Annotated in this window: 15 protein-coding genes; 8 read left to right on the forward strand and 7 right to left on the reverse strand. The window is 57.9% G+C overall.

Annotated features, from left to right (window positions below):
* Nucleotides 1–285: 285 nt before the first annotated feature.
* Nucleotides 286–1,569 (reverse strand): CCA tRNA nucleotidyltransferase, encoded by a 1,284-nt coding sequence (locus tag RISK_RS13360; RefSeq protein WP_047814813.1) that lies wholly within the window; start codon nt 1,567–1,569, stop codon nt 286–288.
* A gap of 148 nt (nt 1,570–1,717) precedes the next feature.
* Here RISK_RS13360 and RISK_RS13365 point away from each other — a divergent pair, with 148 nt between their 5' ends.
* The 5 genes from RISK_RS13365 to RISK_RS13395 all read left to right on the forward strand — a co-directional run bounded on the left by RISK_RS13365 (nt 1,718) and on the right by RISK_RS13395 (nt 7,967).
* Nucleotides 1,718–2,155, forward strand: a complete 438-nt coding sequence (locus tag RISK_RS13365; RefSeq protein ID WP_236696273.1) for a hypothetical protein — start codon at nt 1,718–1,720, stop codon at nt 2,153–2,155.
* Nucleotides 2,156–2,352: 197 nt separating this feature from the next.
* A complete protein-coding gene (gene ppdK / locus RISK_RS13370; RefSeq protein WP_047814814.1) occupies nt 2,353–5,013 on the forward strand; it encodes a pyruvate, phosphate dikinase in 2,661 nt (886 codons plus the stop codon).
* 434 nt (nt 5,014–5,447) lie between these two features.
* Complete coding sequence (locus tag RISK_RS13380; RefSeq protein ID WP_047814816.1) at nt 5,448–6,650, forward strand: glycosyltransferase; 1,203 nt, start codon at nt 5,448–5,450, stop codon at nt 6,648–6,650.
* 353 nt (nt 6,651–7,003) lie between these two features.
* Complete coding sequence (locus RISK_RS13390; protein WP_173442666.1) at nt 7,004–7,783, forward strand: hypothetical protein; 780 nt, start codon at nt 7,004–7,006, stop codon at nt 7,781–7,783.
* Nucleotides 7,761–7,967: a hypothetical protein gene (locus RISK_RS13395; RefSeq protein ID WP_047814819.1), complete on the forward strand. Its 207-nt coding sequence runs from the start codon at nt 7,761–7,763 to the stop codon at nt 7,965–7,967. The genes RISK_RS13390 and RISK_RS13395 overlap by 23 nt, the downstream gene beginning before the upstream one ends.
* 443 nt (nt 7,968–8,410) lie before the next feature.
* On the opposite strand, the gene RISK_RS13400 is transcribed toward RISK_RS13395, so the two are convergent.
* A complete protein-coding gene (locus RISK_RS13400; protein ID WP_047814820.1) occupies nt 8,411–9,655 on the reverse strand; it encodes a sensor histidine kinase in 1,245 nt (414 codons plus the stop codon).
* Between the two features lie 95 nt (nt 9,656–9,750).
* On the opposite strand from RISK_RS13400, the gene RISK_RS13405 reads away from it, so the two are divergent.
* Nucleotides 9,751–10,494 carry a ribonuclease E inhibitor RraB gene (locus tag RISK_RS13405; protein WP_047814821.1) on the forward strand — a complete coding sequence of 248 codons (744 nt, stop codon included), beginning with the start codon at nt 9,751–9,753 and terminating at the stop codon, nt 10,492–10,494.
* A gap of 191 nt (nt 10,495–10,685) precedes the next feature.
* Here RISK_RS13405 and RISK_RS13410 read toward each other — a convergent pair whose 3' ends face one another.
* The gene (locus RISK_RS13410) at nt 10,686–12,200 is read right to left on the reverse strand and encodes a BBP7 family outer membrane beta-barrel protein (RefSeq protein ID WP_047814822.1); all 1,515 of its coding nucleotides are present in this window, start codon (nt 12,198–12,200) and stop codon (nt 10,686–10,688) included.
* A 264-nt stretch (nt 12,201–12,464) separates the two neighbouring features.
* Between RISK_RS13410 and RISK_RS13415 the strand changes: the two genes are divergently transcribed.
* Nucleotides 12,465–14,573, forward strand: coding sequence for a preprotein translocase subunit SecA (locus RISK_RS13415; protein WP_083434964.1), 2,109 nt, complete (start codon nt 12,465–12,467; stop codon nt 14,571–14,573).
* Between the two features lie 377 nt (nt 14,574–14,950).
* Here the strand turns inward: RISK_RS13415 and RISK_RS13420 are convergent, their stop codons facing one another.
* A complete protein-coding gene (locus RISK_RS13420; RefSeq protein WP_047814823.1) occupies nt 14,951–15,733 on the reverse strand; it encodes a TIGR00282 family metallophosphoesterase in 783 nt (260 codons plus the stop codon).
* Nucleotides 15,734–15,812: 79 nt separating this feature from the next.
* Entirely contained in the window at nt 15,813–17,510 is a 1,698-nt protein-coding gene (locus RISK_RS13425; RefSeq protein ID WP_047814824.1) for a 30S ribosomal protein S1, read from the reverse strand.
* A gap of 200 nt (nt 17,511–17,710) precedes the next feature.
* On the opposite strand from RISK_RS13425, the gene RISK_RS13430 reads away from it, so the two are divergent.
* A complete protein-coding gene (locus RISK_RS13430) occupies nt 17,711–18,175 on the forward strand; it encodes a hypothetical protein (RefSeq protein WP_236696274.1) in 465 nt (154 codons plus the stop codon).
* 291 nt (nt 18,176–18,466) lie between these two features.
* On the opposite strand, the gene RISK_RS13435 is transcribed toward RISK_RS13430, so the two are convergent.
* Both RISK_RS13435 and RISK_RS13440 read right to left on the reverse strand, forming a co-directional pair.
* Nucleotides 18,467–19,522: an acyl-CoA desaturase gene (locus RISK_RS13435; protein WP_047814867.1), complete on the reverse strand. Its 1,056-nt coding sequence runs from the start codon at nt 19,520–19,522 to the stop codon at nt 18,467–18,469.
* A gap of 1,093 nt (nt 19,523–20,615) precedes the next feature.
* Nucleotides 20,616–20,834 (reverse strand): small basic protein, encoded by a 219-nt coding sequence (locus RISK_RS13440; RefSeq protein ID WP_085978436.1) that lies wholly within the window; start codon nt 20,832–20,834, stop codon nt 20,616–20,618.
* Nucleotides 20,835–20,898 lie beyond the last annotated feature (64 nt).

The raw sequence follows: 20,898 nt of genomic DNA on the forward strand, positions 1-20,898 counted from the left end.
GCGACGCCGTTCAGGCGTACGCGAGGGTGAGGGCCGAGCAGGGAATGGGCGCGGACTGCCCTCCCCCGGAAATCTCGCTGAACGCTCGCTTTCCGACCCCTCCCGTTTCACGGGCGGGGTTTGCAAGACGTCAGGAACACAGCACTTCAAAACTGCACGACCTCCTTCCTCGGGCGGGCTTCGCAGGACGCAACAAACACCGCGTTTAAAGACTGCACGGCCACTCTCCCCAAAAACTTCGTTTCGGGTGAGGGGTATTGCGTGGAAACGTGCCGACAAGCGTCGTCACTCGTCACCCGTCGGGATTCGTTTCAGGGCTTCTTCTCGCGAGTTGAGTTTGCCGTCGAGTTGATCGTCGCGAATGGATTGCAGGATGGCTTTGAATTCTGGGCCAGGACGCATGCCGCTCGAGATCAAGTCGGCTCCGGTGACCAAGGGTGGCGGATCGAGTTCGTTGGGGGCGCCCGACAAAGCTCGGCCGGCTCGGGCGACACCGCGAGATTTCGGCGCCAGGGCCCGCGCGGTGCCCACGATCGTTGGTGCATCGGCATCGACCAGGATTGGCTGCAACTTGGACCAAGCCAGTCCGTCGCACTGAGTGATCGTTTCCGCGTGAGTCAGGGCGGCTTCGATCGCGCGGCGTTCCGCGACGGAGAGTTTCCAGTCGTCGAAGATCAATCGCAGGGTGTGCATCGAATCGCCGGGCAGGTGAAACAAGGCGATTGCCATCGCGACTTCGAAGGAAGGTCGTTTGGCGGCCTGGATCGCGGTTGAAAATTCGGTCCAGTTCATGGTTTGCAGTTGCGGCCAGATATGAAGCGACAATCCGGTGTCGACCAGGGTTTCCAAACCAAAGTCGACCGCGGGGGCGGTCATCACGCGGCGCATCTCGGCTCCGATGCGTTCGCCGCTGACCACGCTGATATCGCTGGCGTGATTTTGGATGGCGGCAAAGGTTTTGTGTTCGATCGAAAACCCGAGTGTGGTCGCGAACCGGACGGCCCGGAGCATCCGCAGTTTGTCTTCTTCGAAACGCTGAATCGCCTTGCCGATCGTTCGCAGGTGTCCTTTGGCGAGGTCATCGACTCCGCCGACGTGGTCGATGATTCGTGATTCAAAAACGTCGTAGAACATCCCGTTGATGGTGAAGTCGCGGCGCAGTGCATCGGCTTCGGCATCGCCGTAAGTGACGCTGTCGGGGCGACGGCCATCGGAGTAGCTTCCGTCGGCGCGGAAGGTGGCCACTTCGGTCGGCATCAATTTGCCGGCGGATTCCTTGGCGTTGCTGGCCGGGTGTTCGGTCGTTTCGGGGCGTGGTGGCAGCACGCCGATCACGCCGAAGGATTCCCCAAACGCCAGCGTGTTGCGTTTTCCAAACACATCGCGGACGGAATCGGGAGTTGCATCGGTGGCGACGTCGAAGTCCTTGGGTGTGCGGCCGAGCAGCGCGTCACGAACGCAGCCCCCCGCCAGAACAGCCTCAAAGCCAGCGTTCTTCAGTTCGGTGATGATGCGAACCGCTTCGGCGGCAGCGGGCGAATTCAGGATTTCAGTCGGGAAGTCAGGCATCGGCGAGTGGGAAGTCGAGTTTTTTGGTGCGACGATTTCACGGGGTGTTGTTCCGCCCGAGTTTCGAAAAGACGCTACCATACCGAGTCGTTTGAATCTTCCGACCATTGTCGCTCCTGTCCATTTTCTCACACGTTTGAATTCTCTGGTGTCTGCTGAATTTGCTTCCTCGCCCGATCGATTCACGGACGCCGAGTTGGTCGCGTTTCTGGACGAACAGCTCGAGCCGTCGCGGTCCTCCGCCATTGAACAAGCGGTGCGAGAAGACGAAGAGCTGCGTCAGCGACTGATCCAATTGCGTGGCCAGGATGTCGCTGGGTTGCACACAATTGGTGCAATTTGGCGTCGTCAGCAGCTTTCCTGTCCCGATCGGGCGGTGCTGCAGGCTTACGTTGCCAATCAGTTGGAACCCGAGATGGCGGACTATGTTCTGTTTCACTTGACTGAAATTGGATGCCGCGTTTGCCGTGCCAATTTCGATGATTTGAACCAGCAACTGGCGCGGGGCCGATCGACGGAAGAGGCCGCATCGCGTCGTCGGCGAATGTTCCAAACCAGCGCCGGTCACTTGCGCCGCCACGACTGACCGCCGGGATGTTTGTTGAGCGTGTCGATCTGCTGGTGACGCGGCGTGTCCGGATCAGGCCTCAAACGTCGCGGAAACCCCGTGATTTTGCCGGTTTCAGGTGTCTTGACTGATTGACCTAACTACGTGCGCCAAATACCCTTTGCGGCCAAACGTTCTTTTGATTTCCAAACCCCACACAGGGATTGACAGCGACGATGGCAAAAAAAGACAAGATGGTTTACTACTTCGGCAAAACGAAGACCGAAGGAAAAGGCGGAAGCAAAGCCATCCTGGGCGGTAAAGGCCTGAACTTGGCCGAAATGACTTCCATCGGACTGCCGGTCCCTCCCGGGTTCACGATCACCACTGAAGTTTGCGACGGCTACTACAAAGCTGGCAAGAAGCTTCCCAAGGGATTGATGGACGAAATTCAGGACGCCGTCAAAATCCTGGAAAAGGAACTCGGCAAGAACTTCGGCGACAACGAAAACCCGTTGCTCGTCAGCGTCCGTTCTGGTGCAGCCGTCTCGATGCCCGGGATGATGAACACCATTTTGAACCTCGGACTGAATGACGAAGCGACCGAAGGTTTGGCCAAAGCGACCAAGAACGAGCGTTTCGCTTTCGACGCTTACCGCCGCTTGATCAACATGTACGGCGACGTCGTGATGGGCCTGCATCACGAGCAGTTCGAAGCTGCGTTTGACAAGGTCAAGAAAAAACACAACGTCACCGAAGACACCGAAGTTCCTGCCGAAGGTTTGCGTGAACTTTGCGATGCTTACAAAGCGGTCTACAAGAAGGGCACCGGCGAAGACTTCCCTCAAGACCCGATCAAGCAACTTCAGTTGGCCATCGAAGCCGTCTTCGGTTCCTGGAACGCTGACCGTGCGATCAGCTATCGCCGCATCGAATCGGCCAAGGGCAACACCGAGATCAACGACTTGATCGGCACCGCCGTGAACGTCCAGGCCATGGTTTATGGCAACATGGGCGACGACTCGGGAACGGGTGTCGGTTTCACTCGTGACCCCAACACCGGGCAGAACAAGTTCTACGGCGAATTCCTGATCAACGCTCAGGGCGAAGACGTTGTGGCTGGTATCCGGACACCACAGCCGGTCGCCGAAATGACCAAGTGGGACAAAGCGGCTCACAAAGAGCTGATGGAAATCAAGAAGAAACTGGAAGACCACTACACCGACATGCAGGACATCGAGTTCACGATTGAGCGTGGCAAGTTGTTCATGCTGCAAACTCGGAACGGAAAGCGAAACGGCATCGCGGCTGTGAAGATCGCTTGCGACATGGTCAAAGAAGGTTTGATCACCGAGAAGGACGCCGTTCTTCGCGTTCCTGCTTCGGACTTGACTCACTGCTTGTTGCCTTCGTTCAAACCCACCGCTCGCAACGCCGCCGACGTGTTGTGCCGTGGTTTGAATGCGTCGCCAGGCGCTGCGGTTGGCAAGTTGGCCTTCACCGCGACCGATGCTCGCGAACGTTTCGAAGCTGGCGAAAACGTCATCTTGGTTCGTCGCGAAACCAGCCCAGAAGACGTTGAAGGTATGTCCGCTGCCGTTGGTATTTTGACCAGCACCGGTGGAGCAACCAGCCACGCTGCTGTGGTTGCTCGTGGTTGGGGCAAGTGCTGCGTCGCGGGTGCCAGCGAAGTGGAAATCAACGAAAAAGCCAAGACGATCACCGTCGGCGGACGCAAATTCACTGCCAAGGACACGATCAGCCTCGACGGCACGACCGGCGAAGTGATGGCGGGCGAAGTCGAAACCCAAGAGCCCAAGTTGTCTGGCGATTTCGCCAAGTTGATGAAGTGGGCTGATCAATACCGTCGCCTTTCGATCCGCACCAACGCGGATTCACCTGCCGACAGCAAGCGTGCCCGTGACTTCGGTGCCGAAGGCATCGGACTGTGCCGCACCGAGCACATGTTCTTCGAAGCTGATCGCATCATTCACATGCGTGCCATGATCTTGGCCGAAAACGAAGATGCTCGTCGTGCTGCCCTGAAGAAGTTGTTGCCGTTCCAACGCAAAGACTTCGAAGGCATCTTCAAAGCCATGAAGGGTTGCCCCGTGACCGTGCGGTTGCTGGATCCACCATTGCACGAGTTCTTGCCACACGAACCAGCCGCTCAAAAGCAAATGGCCGAAGAGTTGGGCGTCAAGTTGGGCGAGATCAAAAAGCGTGGTGCGGCTCTTCACGAGTCCAACCCAATGCTCGGCCACCGTGGTTGCCGTCTCAGCGTGACTTACCCCGAAATCTTGGAAATGCAGGTCCAGGCAATCGTCGAAGCAGCGATCAGCTGTGCCAAGAAGAACATCGACGCTCAGCCCGAGATCATGATCCCGTTGGTCGGCACCGCTGCTGAACTTCGTATCTTGCGTGAAAAGGTGGAAGAAACGATCGAAGCAACCAAGGCCGCCAAGAAGTTCGAAGGCGACCTGAGCATCTTGATCGGGACCATGATCGAAATTCCTCGTGCTTGTTTGACCGCCAACGAAGTGGCTGAGTACGCTGATTTCTTCAGCTTCGGCACCAATGACTTGACGCAAATGACGTTCGGTTATTCCCGCGATGACGTCGGCGGATTCTTGCCCGATTACATCGAGCACAAAATCGTTCCCGTCGACCCCTTCCAGTCGCTGGACACCAGCGGTGTGGGACAGCTCGTCGAAATGGGCGTCGCCAAGGGCCGTAGCGTCAAGAAGAAACTCAAGGTTGGTATCTGTGGCGAGCATGGTGGTGACCCCGCCTCGATCGAGTTCTGCAACGCAGTTGGACTGGACTACGTTTCGTGCAGCCCCTTCCGCGTGCCAATCGCACGTTTGGCCGCTGCTCAAGCTGCACTGAAGGCGTAGTGAATCGAGCCAAACTGGCACCATTCCACGAATGATTGATGGGCCGCGAGACCGGAGAAGCCCTCCGCCTCGCGGCCTTTTTTTGTGCGTGGGCAGCAGGCCAGGTCATGACTCGGGATCGACGCCGATGCTTTGAAACAAAGCGAGTCCTGACATTGAAACACAAGACGGCAATGTTTCAGCGGTGCCGCGTTGCTGGGTTCGCCAGAATCCTGACGTCGTCCACGTGGGCCATGTCTCCCATGGCGCTGGGTGAAATGCCGTGACAAGGGACGCTCGCGAAGGATCGTCGGTTGGTTAGCTCGCCTCGCTTCTTTCGAAGCATCGGCTCGATCGCCAGGTGGAACCTGGCCTACTGGCTGCGTTACCATAGAATTTAGATGGTGACCAAGCACGGACGCCGGCTAACAACTCTCCATCCCAACCAGTCTGCCATGCCACGCCGCCGAGTCCTTTTGATGGCCAGTTCGATGCGTGGCGGCGGAAGCGAACTGCAAACCGCGATGCTGGCTCGGCATCTGGATCGCGAACGGTTCGACGTGCATTTGTATTTGACAGAGGCGGTTGGCGATCTGCTGAACACCATTCCAGATGATGTGGTTGTTCATCATCCGCCGGAGTCATTTCCGCCACGAGTGCTGGACTGGATTCCCGGTGGGATGCTGAAACGACAAGCCGAATGGTTTCGCGATCTGGTGGAGCGGACACAGGTCGATGTGATCTACGACCGAACCTTTCACATGACGCTGATCGCCGGTCATCCTCTTGTTCAGCGTGGTTCGTCAGTGGATCGTCCGCGGGTGTCGACGATTGTCAGTCCGCCCGAGGTGGCGTTGCCATTGGTCGAAAAGCGATTCGTGAGGCTGAAACGGCGGCGATTGGCTCTGGCTTACCGTCGCAGTGCAGTCGTCATCGCGGTCAGTGATGTCGCTCGTCAGTCCGCGATTCAATACTACGGGTTGCCAGAATCGCTGGTGCAAACGATTCGCAATCCCGTCGATGCGGATGCGATTCAGAGCCGGCGAGATAACTCGGAAATCCCGGACCGAGACTCTGGTGACGCGTTGAAGTTGGTGGTCGTGGGCAGGATGACGGAGGAAAAAGGGCATGCCACGCTGCTCGATGCGATTGAACGTTTGATGAGAGATTGGCCCGCTCCATTGCCGACGCTGCATTTTCGATTGATCGGTGACGGGCCACTTCGGGCGGGGCTGGAGTCACGGTGGAAAGACATGGTGTTGGCGGCGGGGCCAAAGGACACGATCCACCGAGTCGAATTTGCAGGGGCGATCCAGCCGGCGTCTACCGAAATCGCTGCAGCGGACGGGTTGGTGCTGCCGTCTCATTTCGAGGGGTTGCCGAACGTCGTTTTGGAGGCGTTTGTTCTTGGGACGCCCGTGGTGGCGACGCGAGCCGGAGGAACGGTGGAATTGCAGGGTTCGGCGGACGTTCCCACGTGTCATTGGGCCGTACCGAAGGATCCCGCCTCGCTGGCCGGAGCCATCCGCGAATTCGCGGGGCAGGCTGAGCAGCGACGCCTGCATGCTGTCAACGCGAACCGGTTCGTGTTGGTGAATCATGATCTGCGAGCCACGGTGGATCGGATCAGTGATCTGCTGATGAGTGCCGGAAAGTAGCATTCCCATTCATTCGACCGGGTCCAGGTGTGTGCACGGCGGCATGGGGGACCTCGTGTTGCGCACGATCCACGCCGATGCAGATTCGCCACGTCGGTTGGTCTCGGTCTGTGGCGGGGGCGGGACCTCGGCAAACAGCCGTGGGAACCCGCACAATCGCTACACTTTCCTACGTTTTGGCGTGTGTCGTCAATTGCGACGTGTTTCAAGCAATTTTGTTGACACTCATTTTTGGCCGTAACTATACTTTCAAATGAAATTCCCGACCACTTTTCTCCATCCGGAACCGACCACCCATGACCCTACTCGGGAAATCCTTTTCGGTCATAATCCTGCTATTGAGCGGGGTTTTCATGGTTTTGGCGCTCGCCGTCAACGCGTCTCACCGCAATTGGCGGGATGTCGTGCTCGGACCTCAGGGTTTGAAGGCCCAGATCGAAACCGTCGCACGCACGAACGAACAGCTTCGTGATTCAAGAGCACGTACTCAATCGTCCTTGGATCGCGAACAAGCCGCTCGTCGAACCGCCTTGGCCGCCCTGCAGACTCAGCTGGACCAGCTGGAATCGCAGTTGCGTGAGAGCGAATCGACCGTGCAGCAGCTGCAAGCCAAAAGCACCGAGCTGGCCCAGATCGACCGGGCTCGCGCGGAAGAGTTGGAAAAGATCACCGCGGACAACACTCGATTGCGTGAGCAAATCCGCACCGAGCAACAAGATCGTGACACCTTGTTCGCACGCACCTTGGAATTGACCGACCAAATGAACAGCCTTCGCGGCGTGGTTCAGTTGCAACAAGACCGCAACGATCAGTTGGCAAACCAGGTGACGCGATACAAAGAAGTCGTCGACGCCGCCGGTTTGAACATGAACGACCCGCTCGATGGTGCTCCGCCAGAACGCAACGGCACCGTCTTGGTCGTCAACCGTCCTCGCAAGTTGGTCGAAGTGTCGATCGGCTACGACGATGGACTTCGCAACGGTCACTACTTGGAAGTCACCCGTGGTGGCCGCTATGTGACTCGTTTGAAAGTGCGTGAGACAGAACCGGATCGTGCGGTTGCTGAGATCATGCGGGACTACAGTGAAGGCGTAGTGGAGGAGGGCGATCGTGTCGACACTTCCATCGAGTGATGCTCCGACGGGCAAGCAACCACCGAGTGTTTACACGGTGATGTTGTTGCTGGCGATGTTGTTCATGTTGATCGCGGTCATCGCGATGTTCGTGGAACTGAATCGCTGGGGACCCGATTACTACAAAACCAACACGGCTCGTCCGACCGTGATGCTGACGACGAGCAGCCCCTTCCTGGGCTAATCCAAACCAGCCAAGACTGAAACCATCGCACCCAGACCCCGTGTCTGGGTGTTTTCATAGGTGCGTAGCATTTCCTTCTGCCCATAGCCAAGATCACCAGTTTCGGAATCACCGAAGGACGTCGATTTTAGAAGTGATCGATTTCTCAGGTAGGCCGGATCGAGCCGCTTCGGCGCTGCTCCGGCTGGTGAGCCGACACGTTCAGGCGAGTGTTGCGGGCTTTGCGTCGCAAAGCCTCCTTCATTCGGCCTCCGCAGACTAAGCAGGTCGGCAGGAATGATCGGGCATCATCATGTGAGCCGTTTGGGCGTTAGCCCCGGTTGTACGTGGGAAGAACGACGCTTACCGAAACAGTCCAAATGCCGAAAGACTCCTGCCGACCTGCTTAGCACGCTCAAATCGGTCGCTCAGAAGACTGACGGTCCCAAGATGGCCCTGTCCAGTTATTCGGCAGGCGAGTCGGGATCGACATCCGCGAGGTCGCTGGATCCGGTGATGGCTTCCAACAAGCGGTGGGTCAGTTCGGGCGATTTCTTGTTGGTAGGCCGCGATGCATCGGTGGGCCACCGCGTGATCGCTGCGACGCCCCCCAGTGGAGAAGTGTCAAAACGGATCGTGCCTCCACAGGAAAGCACGAGCTTGCGGACCATGGCCAATCCCATCCCGCCTTTTCCGCTCTGGCGATTTCTGCCCAGTGTCTCGAACATTCGAAAGACGCGTTCGCGGTGTTCGGGGGGAATGCCGTTGCCATCGTCCTCGACGATCACCTCGGCGGTTCCGTCCTCCGCCATCCCTCCGCGAATGATGATTTTTCCGGAAGGCCCCGGATGATGTTTGATGGCATTGTCAATCAAGTTCACCATCACACGCATCATCGGGGATGAGTTGCCAATGACGGTGGGCAGGTCGGAATCCAGCCGCACCTCGAAGTTCGGGTCGGCTTCGACGAACGCGATGGCTTCCAACACGATTTGGTTGAGGTCGACAGGTTCTGTCGATGTGTAGCTTTGGTCAATCCTGGCGTAGGCGAGCAAGCCATCCAGCAACGCTTGCATGCGTTCGATTTGTTTGCTCATCGTCGAGCAATGTTCCCGTACCGATTCAGGGACTTCGTTCCCGGATTCTTCGATGTCCTCGGTGATCCACGTCGCCAGGTTCTGCAGTCCTCGAAGCGGTGATCGCAGGTCGTGCGAGGCGACGTAGGCGAATTGTTCCAGCTCTTGGTTGCTGCGTTGCAGCGCTTCGTTGGTCTGGATGCTGGTTTCCAGAGCGGCGTCCAACGCCTGTTCGATCTCAATCCGACGAGTGATGTCTTGGTGGGTCCCGATCATCCGGACCAGTTTTCCATCGCTGTCATGAATGAAGTCGCCGATCGATTCAATCCAGCGATAGCAACCATCGGAATGCCGAAGGCGAAAAACGTTGAAATACGCGGAGGGATTTCCTTCGGTGACCGTCGCGAGCTGGGTGATTGCGCGATCGTAGTCGTCCGGGTGCAGGCGGTCCTTCCAGCTCTGGAGTGACCAGATGAAATTCGTTGGCAGACCCAGTTGGTGAAGCAACTCCTCTGAGACTTCCACTTCGGACGTCTCTACTTCAAAAACCCAATAGCCGAGCTTCGCGGTTCGGGTCGCAATTCGAAACCGAAGATTCGTTTCGATCAGTTGTTTTTCAATGTCCGTCGTCATGGTTGAAAATGTAGCACAAAGCCGGGGTGAGAGGGGGCTCGGACGTTCCGTTCTTCGGTTCTGGCGGTGCCCACCGAATCTGCTAATCTGGCGTCATGAACGCATCCCCCGACGAGCCAGATTTGGCATTTGACATCGACGCCCTCTTTTCGCATCTCGTGGAAGAGCAAGGGGGGGAGTTGTCTGTGCCGATGGATTGGACGTTCACCCTGCGAGGCGCCGAGATCGGGCAGTTGCGATCCATTGCCGAGACCCTGGATGACTATCTGTGCGAGCTGGAAGAGTCGGTCGAAGAGATCGATGAAAAGGGAAGGTTGTCGCTCGGACGGCCCATGTTGAGTGTGGTCAAGACCGGCGCGTTGGTGCCCAGCGAAGTGAAGAAGATCGCGGACCACATGCAACAGATCGCCGAACGCACCGGGATCGAATACGAAGGCGTGGAAGTGTTCGACGCGATCGATGACGATGAGCTGTTCGATTGGCTGAGTTTGGACGAAGCGGTGTGGCGACTTCGTCATTTCAGTGACAGCGGATTGAATCCCGGCGAAGAGCTGCCATGGGTGTTTCTGCTGATGGGGGAAACCCTGGAGCAAATGCAAAAGCTGGCGGTCGCCTTGGTCGAAGGTGGTTTCCCAAACAGCCAAGCCGACGAAGATCCGGACGAAGCCGGCCGATTTGGCGTCTTCGTGTTTCAAGAAGGCAGCAACGATGAAGAACGCTTGGCCGGTGCCCACAATCAAGTCATGAAGATTGCGAGGGAACATGGTGCCACGTTGGATGGCATTCAGTTCTTGTCAGAAGAGGACTTCGTGGATGTCACTGTCGATCTGGACGACTGATGTCTGACGCATGGGGTGAGAATTCCGGTTGAATCGGCGCACAAAAAAACGTGCGAGGATTGGAATCCTCGCACGTCTTGTTTGCTTTCGCCGAGCAGTCTCCGACTTGGAACCCCGGACAGTTATCAAACCGGAGTCCACCCGGCAGAACTTACCGCCTATCAGGAACAGTAGTCCCTGCTAAGTTCAGCTTAGAAGTCGATGACACAGCCCAAGTCGATGCCGTGTGTGTACAAGGAGCTGTCCTTGCGTTCTGACACGGGCTGGGCCAATGCTGCTCCTGGTGGGAACGTGATTCCGTCACCGTTGTAAACGTTGTTGATGTTGTCGCCTGACAGCAAGACGTCATCCCAGTAGATGAAGCTGTAGCCAACGGACATCGAAACGTTCGGGCGGAACTTGTAGCCCAATTTCACGTTCGCTTCAGGTGCGAAGGTGAATTTGTCTTCGTCCAGTGCGGTCGTGTTGTAGGTATCGCCCAAGGCAAGCACACCGCCGTCGGTCGACGTGGTGGTGACGAAGCCAGCGTCGGTGAAGGTTCGCAAACCTGAGCCGCGATAGATTTGTTCCATGTTGCCCAAGTGAACCTTGGTCAACGCTTTGAAACTCCACTTGCCACGGTTGACCATGGTTTCGAAACCAATCTGGCCACCATAGAAACGGTTTTCCGTTTCGATGTTGTCGTACAGAACGGTCGTGTCACCAATGTTGCCAGCGATTGCATCGGTGGTCTGGATGCTGGTGCTGTTGACGGTCAACGTGTCGTCGATCCCGAAGTGCGAGAAACCACCGATCAGGTCGGTGCGGAATCCCGAGCCGCTGAGCATCTTCATGCGGGCATAAGCTTCCGCAGCGTAGATGTCGAGCGAGCTTTCAGCGGAGAACGAGCCCTCGAAGTCGTCATTGCCGGCGACTCCCGTGCTGGCAATCAGGATGCTGTTGTCCGAGTTGATGTTCGTGTCATAGAACGGACGACCGTATGAGAACGCGTTGCCGTTGACGGTGCCGCCGGAGCTGGCGTCTTCGCTGCTTTCGCTGAGCCACCAGAAACGGCCGCCGATTCCGAAGTCGTCGTTCAGGTTGCGGCCGAAGTCCAAACGGAATCCAGCACTCAAGTCGCCGCCGATGGATTCGTCACCACCAAACAGGGTGGTGGTGCCAGCGACATCCAGCTCAGGGTCGGTGCCCGCTGCACTTTGAGTGATCAAAGGTGTGGTCGAGCGTGCTTGGGTGAACCACAACAACGCTTCCGCGGTCATCCACACATCGTGCTTTTTCAGCATTTTGCGAACGGGTCGTTGGCGGCATTCGCCACAGTTGCCGCCGCAAGCCGATCCGCAGCTGCTGGCCATTTCGTAGCTGTTGCCACAATCGCCCGTGCTGCATCCGCCGCCGTTGCTGACGATGTAAGAATCGTCCATCATCGGAGACGGGGTTGGAACACCGCTGCCTAGTTGTTGGTCACCCACAAAGGCAACCGGCTGAAGCGATTGTCCTTCGTTGCCGTAGAAGGAAGCCGCCATGTTGTCGGCGGAATAGTCGACGTCGTCATAAACGATGTCGCCTTCCTCTGCGGACACCGGTGCAGCACCGGTGTAGTATTGAGTCATGTCCGAGTTGCCTTGATCCGCCGCCGAGGCGGATCCTGCTGACAGCATGGCTGCCAACGCGAGCAACTTCCATTTCGTCGTTTTATTCGTTTCCATTGGTACTCTCGTGTAGTCCGGGAACACGGGATTCATCTGGTTAACTGTTTCGACCAGAATCAGCGGACCATTCAGAACCAACCCTACCCTTGGAACAGCCGACGTAGATTGCCTGTTTTGAACCCCAGGCGTGGTACAAGTTCGCTATCTCCCCTGAAAGCCAGATAAAATGGTGTTTCACGGCGATTGGAGGTCGCTCTGCGTGCGATCTCGTGCGTAAAAATGGTAATTCTTTGCATCGCTTTTCTTCCGTTGGCCCGCTCGATGTCCGAATCTCCCGCTCGCGAAACGACCAACCCAGACGATTCTGACGAATTGAATTCGCTCGATCCCCTCGCTCCCAATGAGCCGTTGGAGGAATCGGAAGTGACGGATGCTGCCACCACGGCTCAGGCGGTGGTGCGCCGTTCCAGCGATCCCTCGGCGAATAAAAAGAAGTGGACCAAGGCGTCCAATTGGCGACCACGAATGGTTCGTTGGCAGCGGCAATTGGTTCGGGTCAACGCACTTGAAAGCACACTGCAGGCGGAAGACGACGTGACGTTGCGAAAGCGAAGTTTGGCGCTTCGTTACCGCGCGATGGCCGGTGAGAAACTTGGCGAACTGCTTCCCGAAGCCTACGCCCTGTGCCGCGAGGCCGGGCGGCGAAGTCTCTCGATGCGTCACTACGACGTTCAGATCCTGGGGGGCATCGCCTTGTTCGAAGGCCATGTCACCGAGATGCAAACCGGGGAAGGAAAAACGCTGACCGCGACGCTGCCGCTGTACTTGCACAGCCTGGTTGGCAAAGGGGCTCACCTGGCCACGGTCAATGACTACCTGGCCCGACGGGACGCCGAGTGGATGATGCCACTGTTTGAGATGCTGGGCGTGTCTGTGGGCATCATTCAAACGGAAGACGACCAGGGAAGTCGCCGGAAGAGTTACGGCGCCGCCATCACGTACGGAACCGCCAAGGAATTTGGTTTCGACTTCCTACGTGATCGTCTGTTGTTGCGTGCTCAAAACCGAATGCAGACGGAAATGCTCGGCAGCGGCGACGGTGGGTTCAGCAATTCCGGTGACCAAATCGTGATGCGTGGCATGCACTTCTGCTTGGTCGATGAGGCGGACAGCATTCTCATTGACGAGGCCCGGACGCCGCTGATCATCGGCAGCATCGAAGACACCGTCCGCGACCAAATCATTGAGACCTACCTGTGGGCCGCGGAGCACGCGCCAAGTTTTGATTTGGATGATCACTTTGAGATCGACGACGAAACCAAACGCTACGAGTTGACCGCGCGTGGTCGCAGCAAAGTTCGAGCCCTACCGAAGAGCGATCTGGTTCGCACGATGGGCTTGGTTGACATGTACGAGTACATCGAACGATCGATTAAAACGCACCGTGAGTTCTTGCTGGATCGCCAGTACGTGATTCGTCCTAGCGAGAAGGACCCGAACGTGGACGAGATTGTGATCGTCGATGAGTTCACGGGCCGTTTGGCAGAAGGACGCAAGTGGCGGGACGGCATCCATCAATCGATCGAAGCCAAAGAAGGTGTTGAGATCAGCGTGCCAACCGGGCAAGCCGCTCGGATCACGGTACAGGACTTGTTCCTGCGTTACCCACACTTGGCGGGGATGACAGGAACGGCGGCAACCAGTGCCAGCGAGCTTCGCAAAATTTATCGCACGCCCGTTGTCCGTGTGCCCACCAACCGGCCCCCACAACGGGTCCAATTGCCGTCTCGGGTTTTCGGGACATTGCAGGCGAAGTTTGAAGCGATTGCAAAAGAGGTGGCAGAGGTCCATGCAACGGGACGGCCCGTTTTGATCGGAACGCGTTCGATTGATAAAAGTGTGCTGTTGTCGAAGTTGCTGGATGAGCTGAGCATTGAGCACGAAGTGCTGAACGCCAACAATGTCGAACGGGAAGCGGACATCGTCGCGGAAGCAGGCGGGAACGGCAAAGTGACCGTGGCGACCAACATGGCCGGTCGCGGTACCGACATCAAGCTTTCCAATGATGTCGAACAGATCGGCGGGATGCATGTGATCTGCACCGAGCTTCACGACGCGGCTCGGATTGACCGCCAGTTGATTGGGCGTTGTGGACGACAAGGTGACCGTGGATCGTATCGCCAGTATTTGTCGTTGGACGATGACATCTTGAAAGGCGGCTACGGGGCGATCAAATCCGAGAAGCTCAAGAAACGCGGCGAAGCGACCAGCGGCAGTGTCGATCGTTTGGCCGCGATGTTCCACCGGGCCCAACGCAAAGTGGAACGCCGGCATTTTCGCGATCGGATGGTGTTGATGCACCACGAGAAAGAACGCAAGAAAATGCAGCGTGAGATCGGCCAAGATCCGTACCTGGATACTCCGGACTGATCGCCCGCCGCCGGATAGAAATGGAGTGCCGCGATCGCCCCGGATGGGGCCGTCTTCGGTAGCTCGGGGCGGAAGCCCCGAGATCCATGTCGAGAATCGGCCCGTCGCCCCGGAGGCGGCCGTCGTGGGGTGCGGTGTGGTGCCTCGCTGACGCGTCGGGTTTCCATTTGCACCTTTGGTGCGTTGCCGCGATCGCCCCGGATGGGGCCGTCTTCAGTAGCTCGGGGCGGAAGCCCCGAGATCCATGGCGAGAATCGGCCGTCGCCCCGGAGGCGGCCGTCGTGGGGTGCGGTGTGGTGCCTCGCTCACGCGTCGGGTTTCCATTTTTTCTGGTCGCACGAGCACGAGCACGCATGCTCATTCGGTGACAGGCACGGTCACGACTCCAAGCGATCTTCTAAACGCTCAATCGAGATCGCTTTGCCGTCGGCGTCGGCTTCGATGATCGCGCCGCACAGCCGCACGTCTCGCGTGGCGACGTGAAAGTGGCACGGTTCGAAGCTGATCGTCGTGTTGGTCACACGTTTGATGTCGCGACCGATGATGCTGTCGTAGGGGCCGCTCATTCCCACGTCGCATTGAAATGCGGTTCCGCCGGGCAGCACGCAACTGTCGGCGGTGGGGACGTGCGTGTGGGTCCCCAGGACGGCGGTCACGCGGCCATCGAGGTAACGTCCCAAGACCTGTTTGTCACTGGTCGCTTCAGCGTGCACATCCACCAAGATGCACCGCGGGTTTTCAGCGGCCATTTCCGCGAGTGCGGCATCGACCGCAGCAAATGGGCAGTCGACTGGACGCATGAAGACGCGTCCGAGCAACGAGATCACTCCCAATTTTCCGGCGGGGGTTTGCACGACCGTCCAGGACTTTCCCGATGAACTTTCGGGGTAGTTGGCTGGTCGTACGATCCGTTGGCTGGATTGCAGGATCGGGATGATTTCTTTGCGGCGATACAAGTGATCGCCCATCGTCATCGCGTCCACGCCGGCTTCCAGCAGGCGGCGATACTGACGAGGCATCAGCCCCGCGCCATCGGCCGCGTTCTCCGCGTTGATGACCACCGCATCCAGGCGGTGTTGCTTGCGGAGTTCCCCGGTCCGCGCGAGCACGCCGGAGTAGCCGGGTTTGCCGACGACATCGCCGAGAAACAAAAAACGCACGCGGAGTCCTTGCGAGGAAGGTCGTTGCCAAAGTGCACGCCAACGAAAATGGCGTGTTGTAAGTGGCGTGCTTCAGGGCTTACCAACGAAGACCAAAACGTTCGCCGCCACTGGGGCGATCGTTGCCGCCTTTGAGTGGTCCGGAATGCGAAGCTTTGACCGCCAATTCGCGTGGAGGTTCCATGACTTCGTCTTCCTGCACTGCCCCTTCCACGGCGGGTTTCGCAGTGGCGGCTTTGATCGACAACCCAACTTTTTGGGAATCACGATCGAAGCTCATGATTTTCACGTCGACTTCATCGCCAACGTTGACCACGGAGCTGACGCGTGAAACGCGGTGCGTTGCCAATTCGCTGATGTGGCAAAGCCCCTCGACGCCCGCTGTCAGACGCACGAACGCACCGAACTCGGCGGTCCGGGTGACTTCGCCCTTGTGCACCGATCCGACGGCGAACATGGATTCGGCTGTGTCCCAGGGGTTCTCGAGCAAATCGCGATAGGTCAGCGACATTTTGCCGGACTGCTTGTCGATCTTGTCGACGCGCACCTTGACGTTCTGGCCTTCTTCGATGACTTCGCTGGGGTGTTTGATTCGTTCCCAGCTGAGTTTGCTGACGTGAATCAATCCATCGAGTCCGCCGACGTCGACGAACGCACCAAAGTCGCGAACGCTGCGAACGACACCTTCGAGGATGTCACCGGGTTCGATCTTTTCGAGTTGTTCTTGACGTTTGACTTCGCGTTCTCGTTCCAGAATCGCACGTCGTGAGAGGACCAGGTTGCCACGGCGAGCGTTGGCTTCGGTGACCAAGCAAACCATTTTCTGGTCGACGAACTCACTGCAGTCTTCGACACGGTATTCCGAGATCTGGCTGATCGGCATGAATCCGCGAACGCTGCCGACTTTGCATTCCAAGCCGCCGTTGTTGTGGCCGGTGATGGTGGCTTCGACCACGCTGCCTTCGTCAATGTCGTCCCAGTCAGAGACCTCAGTCGCTTTGCCAGGCAGGCTGCACGAGTACAGGCCGTCCTCGGAGTTGATGCCGCGAACGATGACTTCGATCGATTGACCGGGGACCGGTTCTTCTTCGGTGAATTGCTCGAAAGCGACGGTGCCCTCATCGGGACCGCCGAGACTGACGAACACGTTGTCTTGGTGGGTCTTGATCACTTGAGCGTGAACGCGAGCGCCTTCCGAGAGCGGTTCACGTCGATCTGGCAACCCTGCGTTGCCGCCGAGAATGGTGTCCAGGTCGGCTTCCGCCAGGGTGGCCTCCAGTTCGGCTTGCAGGTCGTCGCTGAGTTCATCACGAACGTTGGGGACCGCGGTTTTCTTGTGTTGCGGAACGTAGGGCTTGTCGCCCTTCTCGCGATTCTTTCCGCCGGCCAAGCGTGGCAACGGGGCATCTTTGCCGCCCGATTTGCCTTCGCCAGGTTTGCCGCCTCGTTTCCCTTTGTGTTTGACCTTGCCGCCTTCCAGCTGTTCGGTCGAAACCGCAGCGGGAGAAACGGGTTTGGCAACGCCCAATCCGCGTGCCGCCAAGGGGCCGCCGCCGATTCGGGGCAGCGGGGCCTTGGATTTCTTGGGGCCGCTCGGTTTGGAAGGGCTCGGTGGAGCCTGTTCCGTTGGAGGTTGCGCCGCCGACTCAGCAGGAGGCAACTCAGCAGGAGCCGACTCTTGCGAGGCGGGCGTCCCTGGTGCGGAGGCTTCCGGGGTCGGGGCGTCCGAGGATGGGTTCTCGGCCGTTGCGTCGGTGGATGGTTCGCCGCTGCTCATGGACAGTCAGGGGGGATCTGAGAAAGAGTGGAATGGCAATCGCGCCAGAGGCGTCTCGCAGTCTAGCAATCAGGAGGGCCACTCGGTAGCCTTCGGTGGATCTGTCCTCGCACAATCCGCCGACAACCTTCGAGACCATGCCTAACTTTGACGATTGCACGTCTTCTTCCGCATCAAATTCGAACGATTGGCCATCCTGGTTGACCGATTTGGCCCCGACGGTCGCTGAACCCTGGTTCGCGGCGATCCAGGCCGCTGTTTTGCCGGGTTTGGGCGACGGCCCCACCAATCGCGAATTGGTGGAGCTTCTGGAGGGTGATTCTGCAAAGTCCTTCACGCCGCTGCAGCGCAGCGGTCTGTGGTTGTTGGCGGGGGACCTGGATCGGTCCCACTCAATCAGCCAAAACGAAAAATCGCCCGAAGGGAGCTTTTGGCACGGGATCATGCACCGCCGCGAAGGTGATTTTGGCAATGCCAAGTATTGGTTCCACCGGGTTGGCCGGCATTCCATTCTGAGCGATTTGTCGGGCAGGTACCCGGAACTGCATTCCGACGCCGATGAATTTGTCGATCGGGTCGCGCACGCGGTTCGAACGGGCGAACAGGTCGAGGCGTGCCAACAAGTCCAGTGGACCGAGTGGCAATGGCTGATGAACGTCAGCTGAACGGATTTTGGCGGCGCGAATTCGTCGCCATCTTTGCCAACAGGTAGCCGGATTCGCCAAGAATTCGGACGAGCGTCATCCCTGTCGATTGGTGGTCCCTCACCGAGACGAACGCAACCGAAGCGGCGCCATTTGGCTGGAGAATCAAGACGCCTCGCTTTGTTCCAAAGCATCGGTTGGGGTGCCATGTGAGACATGGCCTACGGCAAACAGCCTGTCGCTCAGTGGTCTCCACCGAGCGGAGCTTGAGCGTACATCAAACCAGCCTAACCAACCTCGCCAGGCGACGAGCTATTTCCCAGCGACTCTGGCTTTGGTGGGACGCTGGACGTCGGAGATCAGGCCCATCATTTCCCACATCCGGATGACACCCCAGGACATATCAAACTCGTACCACTTGTGACCGTGGCGGGCTGATCGTGGGGTGGCGTGGTGGTTGTTGTGCCAGCCTTCGCCGTGGCTGATCAAGGCCACCAACCAGTTGTTGGTGCTGTGATCGCGAGTCTCGTAGTTGCGATAGCCAAACACGTGACCGAGTGAATTGACCGACCATGTTCCGTGCAGCACGAACACGGTTCGCATCGCCACTCCCCAAACCGTCCAAGAAAGCAGGTAGCGATAAGATTCTGCCCAGCTGCCACCGCTGACCAAGTAGCCAACCAGGCCGCCGACCAGCGAAATCATGATCGCGTGAATCAGAAAGACGAAGAACCACCCGTCTTTGCGTTCCAATTTCAAGTAGAAACGGTCTCGGAGTAGATCGCGAACGTACCGTTCGTAGTGGCTGGTTTTGTCGAGGTTTTTGTGTCGGCAAACGACCCAGCCCATGTGTCCCCAAAGGAAGTTGACCAGCGGCGAGTGCGGGTCGGGTTGGTGGTCACTGTGTTGATGGTGCATGCGGTGAATGGCAACCCAGCGAGCTGGGCTGTCTTGGAGATTGCACATCCCAAGAATCGCCAGCGTGTGTTCCATCCACTTCGGACACTTGAAGCCTCGATGGGTCAGCAAGCGGTGATAGCCAATCGTGATTCCCAGCATTCCAAACAAGAAGTGGCCAGCGATCCCGGCGACGAGACCCGACCACGTGAACAGGTACGAAAACCACATCGGCACGAACGCGGCCAGGGCGACCAGGTGGACCAGCGACAACACGATCACGTATCGCCACATGATCCGCAGGGGCTCGGTTTCTTCGGGGCGAGGGATCCGCTGGGGGTCGCGACCGGTTTCGTCGATCGCCATGGCTTCGGTGGGGACGGCTCCGGAACCGAAATCATTGGATTCGTCGCAGACCAGAGTGTCCCGTTTGGCGGATTCAGGTGGTGCGGGGGCTTCGGAAGTCGACATCGTCAAAACCAGGGTGAATTGGAATTCATGGCCCAAAGGGAATTGAAATCCGCGGGTTGGGCGACTGTTTGGGACCCATGCTAGCTAGCTTTGGAACCGCTCGGGAGGGTGATTGGCAACAAATCCCGCGCAACCAGCCCATGCGCCCAAAAAAAGTGCCTGTTTTCGATCCCGCTCACTTAAAACGCGAGTCGAATGGCACGTGAAAACAGGATTCGCATTTCAGGGGGGGTGAGGGGGCTTGCACTGGGCTGTCAAAAGGCTGGTATTGACACCGCTTTGGACTGCGCAGGTTTTGTTCCTCGACTTCGCCCCAACGGGGAAGTCCTATGCCAGCCCAGGGCAACGCCCTGGGTTATGGCGGGACCAAGATTACAAAGCCCCAACGGGGGCGGTCCTAGCGGGTTTTGGGGAGTTTTTCTTAGGGTCGCCCCGTTGGGGCTTGTGTCGGAATCTCCGTCACGAAACCCCAGGCGATGCCTGGGGCTATCTTAGATCTGCCCCGTTGGGGCGTAGGACAGAACAAAGATCAACGTCGCATTTTCCGTGTCAATGCCAACCTTTTGACAGCCCAGGCTTGCCCTGGGCTGTTCAATCTTTGGGGTTGCAGCGTTTCTGGTGTGCGCAAGTTTCTGTCTCGCATCAACAAGTCACCTCTCCCTCAGCTTTGCTGGGGGAGAGGTCGAACAGGACGATGGAGGCCCTGTTCGGGTGAGGGGGCGATTCACAGCAAACCGGCTTTTGGACCTCGTTTCACACATCGCGTGCCGCCTCACCCGGATCTCGCTGAACGCTCGCTCCGACCTCTCCCCCAACTTCGTCGGGGGAGAGGTAACAGGCAAGAAACTGTCCACGAAAACGCTGTGTCAACACGAGTTTTTGAACAGCTCAGGCTTGCCCTGTCCTGCCAGCGACATTGCCACTGGAGGCCAACCGACGTTGTGGCTCACGAATTCTGGCGATTGGCTCGCTTTCGCAGCGGGCAGCTCACGATCCGTCAGGCTGTCACGGAACGCAAAAAGGCGACGCATCCATTGAAATGCATCGCCTTTGCTTGATTTTGCTGGGAAGGAGCCAGAAGCTCCCGCCTCGACTACTTTTTCTTCTTGTCGTCGGCTTCGTCGGCCTTTTTGACCTTCTTCTTTTTCTTCAACGAGACTTTCAGAACACGTGTCTTCGGCATGCCGATGATGCTCGATTCTTCGTTGAACTTGTCGAGATCCTTCATACGCTCAACACGTTCAGCACGCGTCAGGACGTTGCGACTCTTAATGGCCCCGGCTTGCACCTTGAGGCTGCGATCCATGGTCATGGCGAAATGTGTCAAAATCGAGGGGGAAAGCGGACGGTCAAGTCGAACAGGTTATCGACAGTTT

The organism is Rhodopirellula islandica (assembly GCF_001027925.1).
Taxonomy (GTDB): Bacteria; Planctomycetota; Planctomycetia; order Pirellulales; family Pirellulaceae; genus Rhodopirellula; species Rhodopirellula islandica.

Excerpts from the sequence above, each read along its gene's own strand:
- RISK_RS13360 (WP_047814813.1), bottom strand. The coding sequence starts at position 1,569 with ATGCCTGACTTCCCGACTGAAATCCTGAATTCGCCCGCTGCCGCCGAA.
- ppdK (WP_047814814.1), top strand. The coding sequence starts at position 2,353 with ATGGCAAAAAAAGACAAGATGGTTTACTACTTCGGCAAAACGAAGACC.
- RISK_RS13380 (WP_047814816.1), top strand. The coding sequence starts at position 5,448 with ATGCCACGCCGCCGAGTCCTTTTGATGGCCAGTTCGATGCGTGGCGGC.
- RISK_RS13390 (WP_173442666.1), top strand. The coding sequence starts at position 7,004 with ATGGTTTTGGCGCTCGCCGTCAACGCGTCTCACCGCAATTGGCGGGAT.
- RISK_RS13400 (WP_047814820.1), bottom strand. The coding sequence starts at position 9,655 with ATGACGACGGACATTGAAAAACAACTGATCGAAACGAATCTTCGGTTT.
- RISK_RS13405 (WP_047814821.1), top strand. The coding sequence starts at position 9,751 with ATGAACGCATCCCCCGACGAGCCAGATTTGGCATTTGACATCGACGCC.
- RISK_RS13410 (WP_047814822.1), bottom strand. The coding sequence starts at position 12,200 with ATGGAAACGAATAAAACGACGAAATGGAAGTTGCTCGCGTTGGCAGCC.
- RISK_RS13415 (WP_083434964.1), top strand. The coding sequence starts at position 12,465 with ATGTCCGAATCTCCCGCTCGCGAAACGACCAACCCAGACGATTCTGAC.
- RISK_RS13425 (WP_047814824.1), bottom strand. The coding sequence starts at position 17,510 with ATGAGCAGCGGCGAACCATCCACCGACGCAACGGCCGAGAACCCATCC.
- RISK_RS13435 (WP_047814867.1), bottom strand. The coding sequence starts at position 19,522 with ATGTCGACTTCCGAAGCCCCCGCACCACCTGAATCCGCCAAACGGGAC.
- RISK_RS13440 (WP_085978436.1), bottom strand. The coding sequence starts at position 20,834 with ATGACCATGGATCGCAGCCTCAAGGTGCAAGCCGGGGCCATTAAGAGT.